Below are 4,719 nucleotides of genomic sequence, written 5' to 3' on the forward strand. Positions count from 1 at the left end.
GTTTTACGATAAGAAACGGGAAGAAGGCAAACCTTATCGTATCCATTATTGCCTGTGCTAACAAGCTTTTACATTGGATTTACGCTCTTTTGAAAAACAAAACAACATTCCAAGATGTTGCTTAAAATAAATTTACATATATTCAAGGAACTTCCATAACGTTGAAGGAAGTTTATTTGTCATGCCTTATTTTAAGTATAGCATGTCAAAATTATATTATTTAGCTAAATGTTTGACAAACTATTAGCTGGTTTAGTTTAAGTGTGTTTATTCACAAACTTTGTTAACTAATATGGAAATACAACCAAAAACTTAATTTCTTTTTTATCATTTAAAACTATTTTCATAAATATCAAAGAACTTCGTTATCATTACACCCTGTTGCCTAACAGTTTCATCTTTAGTTTCAAGTTGCCAAGTATATGCCATATAGTCTTTATAATTTCTTTTATTAACAGGCTTTAGTTCATATTCTTCGGAAGTTGCTTCAAAACCTTGTTTAAAATCAATTTGAGCCTGTTGAAATGCTTTATTATGATGTTTAAAAATTGGCATCCCTTTAGCGTTAGCCCCTATTTCATAGGCTCCATTGTCTCCAAAATCTACGCTTAGTCTTCCTATGTCGTAGTCGTCAACAACTTTTGAAGAAGAATTACAGGCTGTTAAAAGTGTGCCACCGAAAGAAAAAAGTTATGGATAAAGCCAAATTCTTTTACGAGATTATACCGTGGAACCGCACTTAACAGAGCAGGTCTAGTTGGCGGACATAGAGGATAATCTAGAATCAAATGAAAGAAGCTCAAGAATATAATAAGGTTATCTAATTGATAACCTTTTTTCATTTTTCATTGATTGTTTTTTTAATACGCACTTTGAACAGCACAAAATAGATTAAAAGTTTCGAATAGTTCCACAGTCCGTTTTTATAATGACAGGTGCATGAATTCCAACTTTATTTGAAAATATCCACCTTCTTCCTAGAGGCCCAACAATGATATATTGTCCATCCTTGTCTTCCCCCAAAAAATTCAAGTATGTTTCATAATAAATCGGCTCATTTTTCCTAGAAGAAATTCCAAGGCTACATATACCATCCACTATTTCTTTAATATTATTTGTTGATATTCCTATCTCACTTATTCCACGAACATAAATAGGTGCAAACTGCTCAGTTCCTGCATTTGGAGTCGTATTTCTTCTCGCAATGTATTCAACAATATTTCCAGCAGGATCTTCAAAATAAAAGGCATTTGCATTGGAGTCTTCAAAATCAGCTTGATCCAAGCCTTCATCTATAGCTAGTGAAACTCTTTTTCGCATCCATTCTTTCGCTGATTGAAAAAGATTGGGTGGAATATTAAAAGCGAAATGATAATAGTACGATTCTTTTTCGTTTCTATGCAATGTCAAAATACTCTTCCCCACTTTAAAATGTATGGTGTTTTTTGATTCTGAATGGCAATTAAACTCTAACACATTTTTGTAAAACCAAACTGTTTTATCATAATTCGAGATATAAAGCTCAATTTGTTCGATTTTCATTCTTCCCCTCCTCACTTGACAGAAGCATCCTAACTATTCTTTTATCCATTCCATTTAACTCTTCATAATCTTATCTTAACGTTTTTATAGATTTTCTTCATCCATATATTGGATGAAGATTTCTACACCTTTAGTTGTAGAACTCTATATAAATTTGCAGAGCAATCCTAACAGCATCATATAGATGGAACTAAACTTACTCAGATTATCGATACCAGCATAGTAACAAGGCTAACCTACTCTTTTTTGCCAAACGTTACTAATTTACTAGATAAACCAAACAAAAATTAAAAAACTATGAAAAAAATACCATTAAATCACTAAAATTTAGTGAAAAAAGTTTAAATTCACTCTTAAAATTTAATATTTATAGTCGATATATCCTATGCATACAAATATAACCATAAATTCATAAAAAGGGGTCATTTTATGAAAAATCAAGCACTGATTGCTCTTTACAACTATTGGAAAGATTACATTACAAAATTATCAAACGGAGCCACTCTCTCTGATTTTTTAAATACTCCAAATGAAGTGAAAAAGAAATTCCAATTAGATTATTATCCTGAGCCTTTTTACGGTTATCTGCAGGAGGATATTTCAAATGATATACTTGTACTATTGAACAGTCCAAGTCAGATTACTATTGAGGAATTAGTTAAACTTTATGGAGATGATGTAAAAGTAGATTTAGCTACTTTACAAAACTGCTTTAATTCATCTGTTAAAGAGCGTTATTTAACCTGGTCTAAAAAAGATTACCTTGAAAATGACAAGTTGTTTGGCGAAGTTAAGATAAGCAGGAAGAAACTTTGGAGAATAAAAAAACTTGAACAATGTAAAAGAGTACTAAATTCAAATGAATTTGATTTTATGCATACAATAGAAGCTTTCCCTCTCCATTGTAAAAAGTGGGATATAGAAGGAAATGTTCAAAAGGATTGGATGAAAAATTTAGAATCCACTAAATTAATGATAAATGCTATAGAGGAAGTATCAAACAATCGTTTAGTTAAATACATTATTGGTATCGGTGGAATTTGGCATACGATTTTGTCTGCCTATCCGGATAAATTTGAATTGCTATCTGAAAAAATGTTCACTGGTCCAAGTGGAGGAGAGAGCTATCGCTTTTATCAATACAAAGTTAAAGATAATCCGAATTCCTTACCAATTGTCATAATGAAATCCAAAAATATGTATCTCCCTAAACAAAAAGATCAAGTTCGAGTCATGCGTGAATTTTTAGAACTACCAAATCAATAAAAATCATCATTCGTTTTTACATAGGAAAAGGCTGCCTCAAAAGGCAGTCTTTAGCCTACTATAATCGTATCGGGTTGATCTTTCATCACATAAAAAGAACGATCTAGATTAGACTACTTAGTTCATGACCATTCATTGATGTACATTTATTCAAACCTTAAAATGAGCTTTTATGTTCAATTTCATATTTATTACACTATTTATAAATAATATAATCAACAGTATCTTGGTGATTCTTTAATAGAGTCATTCCAAGTTTTTCTGCGATTTTCATAGAAGCGATATTATCTTTTAATATATGTCTTGCTATTATTCCTTTCACTTCCAACTGATGAAAAGCCTATTCCTTTAGTGCCTCTGCCATTTCACTCGCATACCCTTTTCTCTGAAAAGTAGGATGTATAGCGTATCCAATTTCTATTAATTCTTTTTCGTTAGGCGGATTTTTAAATCCTATCATCCCTACAATTGTACTCGTTTTTATTTCATAAATTAAACCATACCATTTAGAAAATTCAGGATTCTGTTTTACTTTTTCTAAACGTATAGGAAAAACTCTTTCTTTATGAATGGGTTCAAAAAAGCAGTCTATAATGTGATACCCTAAGTAATTCTCTAATTCTTTTTCACCTGATAAAGCTGCTTCAAGGACTTCTTCATCCATTGGTATAAACCTAGTCTATCTGTTTGAATCATATTCATAAGCCCTCCTTTAATTCTATAATAAAAAAGCCAGATGTTATCCTACTCTTATAGGGCTTCTAGTTGATCTATTACACTTTTCTTCACTCCAAAAGGAAAATCTGTCAGTGTTGTTGCCTACCACACTAAACTATTCTTTACGAGAAATCTCCCATTAAACCTGATTGGTACACCTTCACCATTATTTTCAGCATGTATATGTAGATGAGGTTCTGACGTATTTCCTGAATTACCGACTAAACCGATTTGTTGTCCTTTTTGTACACTCTGCCCTTCTTTTACCTTTACACTTCCTTCTTGCATATGTGCAATATAAACATCTGCAGCCTTACAATTTATCTTAACGTAATTACCTTCTACATTCTCAATATCTGTATCTGGTGGCGTTAAATCTGACAAATTATCACGGGCTTCTAAAACTTTACCAGTACACGGACTATATAATTCATCTCCAAAAATCACGTATTTATCCAATTCTTTTGGGTATATACCAGCTGCCCTTATACCGAATTGATTAAGCTTAACAATATCCAAAGCATATCGCTGATTAGGATAAGCATTATGATAATTAATTTGCACATTATTTCCACCTTGACCAACATAATACGTTCCATTTTCCAGTGGAAAGTCGAGTTCAATGGCATCGTCTTTAGTTGTATATCCACTAAATATTAAAACATTATACATTCCGAAAATAAGTAAAAGGAACCCGTGAATCCCTAAAGACCAACCCAAACTACGGTTGAATTTAATATAAAAAGGTAGAGTTCTTACTCTTTTCCAAGATTTATATATCGCTAGTAACAAGAAAATCAACCATATAAAACGTATGTAATAACTGAACCAATCCCATTGTGATGACAAAAACAACCAAGTTGTAAAAAGCACAGTAAACATCGCCTGTACGCCCCAATCAATCTTACTTTGGAAAGTCCCCCTCCATAAAGAAATGATGAATACAGCTGGTAAGATCCATTGGAAGACCATTAATTGGATAATAGATAACGTCATCTTCTTTCCTCCTATAATTTTTGTTTTATAATCCACCAACACCAAACATAACTATAGATGGCCAATTATTCATATCATGGTTTACTCTAATACGTTTTATTTGAAAAAAAGTTCCTGTAATAAAAGAAAAGAGAAACAAAAAAAGATAGTTGCTAGTCGTCGATACATTAACAGCCGATGTGGACACCTTTAGGAGGC

Annotated in this window: 5 protein-coding genes and 1 pseudogene; 2 read left to right on the plus strand and 4 right to left on the minus strand. The window is 31.9% G+C overall.

Annotation, left to right across the window (positions count from 1 at the left end; all coding sequences use genetic code 11):
* Positions 1-125 (plus strand): annotated as a pseudogene (locus BN349_RS25860) (IS110 family transposase); the annotation flags it as partial.
* A gap of 202 nt (positions 126-327) precedes the next feature.
* Here BN349_RS25860 and BN349_RS23610 read toward each other — a convergent pair.
* The gene (locus tag BN349_RS23610; RefSeq protein WP_019241675.1) at positions 328-555 is read right to left on the minus strand and encodes a hypothetical protein; all 228 of its coding nucleotides are present in this window, start codon (positions 553-555) and stop codon (positions 328-330) included.
* A 336-nt stretch (positions 556-891) separates the two neighbouring features.
* On the minus strand, positions 892-1,542 hold the full coding sequence (locus BN349_RS07535) for a hypothetical protein (protein ID WP_019241676.1): 651 nt from the start codon (positions 1,540-1,542) through the stop codon (positions 892-894).
* A 429-nt stretch (positions 1,543-1,971) separates the two neighbouring features.
* Between BN349_RS07535 and BN349_RS07540 the strand changes: the two genes are divergently transcribed.
* Positions 1,972-2,808 carry a hypothetical protein gene (locus BN349_RS07540; RefSeq protein ID WP_019241677.1) on the plus strand — a complete coding sequence of 279 codons (837 nt, stop codon included), beginning with the start codon at positions 1,972-1,974 and terminating at the stop codon, positions 2,806-2,808.
* Positions 2,809-3,148: 340 nt separating this feature from the next.
* Here the strand turns inward: BN349_RS07540 and BN349_RS07550 are convergent, their stop codons facing one another.
* Both BN349_RS07550 and BN349_RS07555 read right to left on the minus strand, forming a co-directional pair.
* Positions 3,149-3,472: a GNAT family N-acetyltransferase gene (locus BN349_RS07550; RefSeq protein WP_019241679.1), complete on the minus strand. Its 324-nt coding sequence runs from the start codon at positions 3,470-3,472 to the stop codon at positions 3,149-3,151.
* Between the two features lie 155 nt (positions 3,473-3,627).
* Positions 3,628-4,521 carry a M23 family metallopeptidase gene (locus BN349_RS07555; RefSeq protein ID WP_019241680.1) on the minus strand — a complete coding sequence of 298 codons (894 nt, stop codon included), beginning with the start codon at positions 4,519-4,521 and terminating at the stop codon, positions 3,628-3,630.
* Between the last annotated feature and the right edge of the window lie 198 nt (positions 4,522-4,719).

The sequence above is a fragment of the Bacillus sp. AP8 genome (assembly GCF_000321185.1).
GTDB lineage: Bacteria > Bacillota > Bacilli > Bacillales > DSM-1321 > Bacillus_AD > Bacillus_AD massilioanorexius.

Bases quoted from the DNA above. Each gene is read 5' to 3' on its own strand.
- BN349_RS23610 (WP_019241675.1), bottom strand. From the start codon at position 555: ATGCCAATTTTTAAACATCATAATAAAGCATTTCAACAGGCTCAAATT.
- BN349_RS07535 (WP_019241676.1), bottom strand. From the start codon at position 1,542: ATGAAAATCGAACAAATTGAGCTTTATATCTCGAATTATGATAAAACA.
- BN349_RS07540 (WP_019241677.1), top strand. From the start codon at position 1,972: ATGAAAAATCAAGCACTGATTGCTCTTTACAACTATTGGAAAGATTAC.
- BN349_RS07550 (WP_019241679.1), bottom strand. From the start codon at position 3,472: ATGGATGAAGAAGTCCTTGAAGCAGCTTTATCAGGTGAAAAAGAATTA.
- BN349_RS07555 (WP_019241680.1), bottom strand. From the start codon at position 4,521: ATGACGTTATCTATTATCCAATTAATGGTCTTCCAATGGATCTTACCA.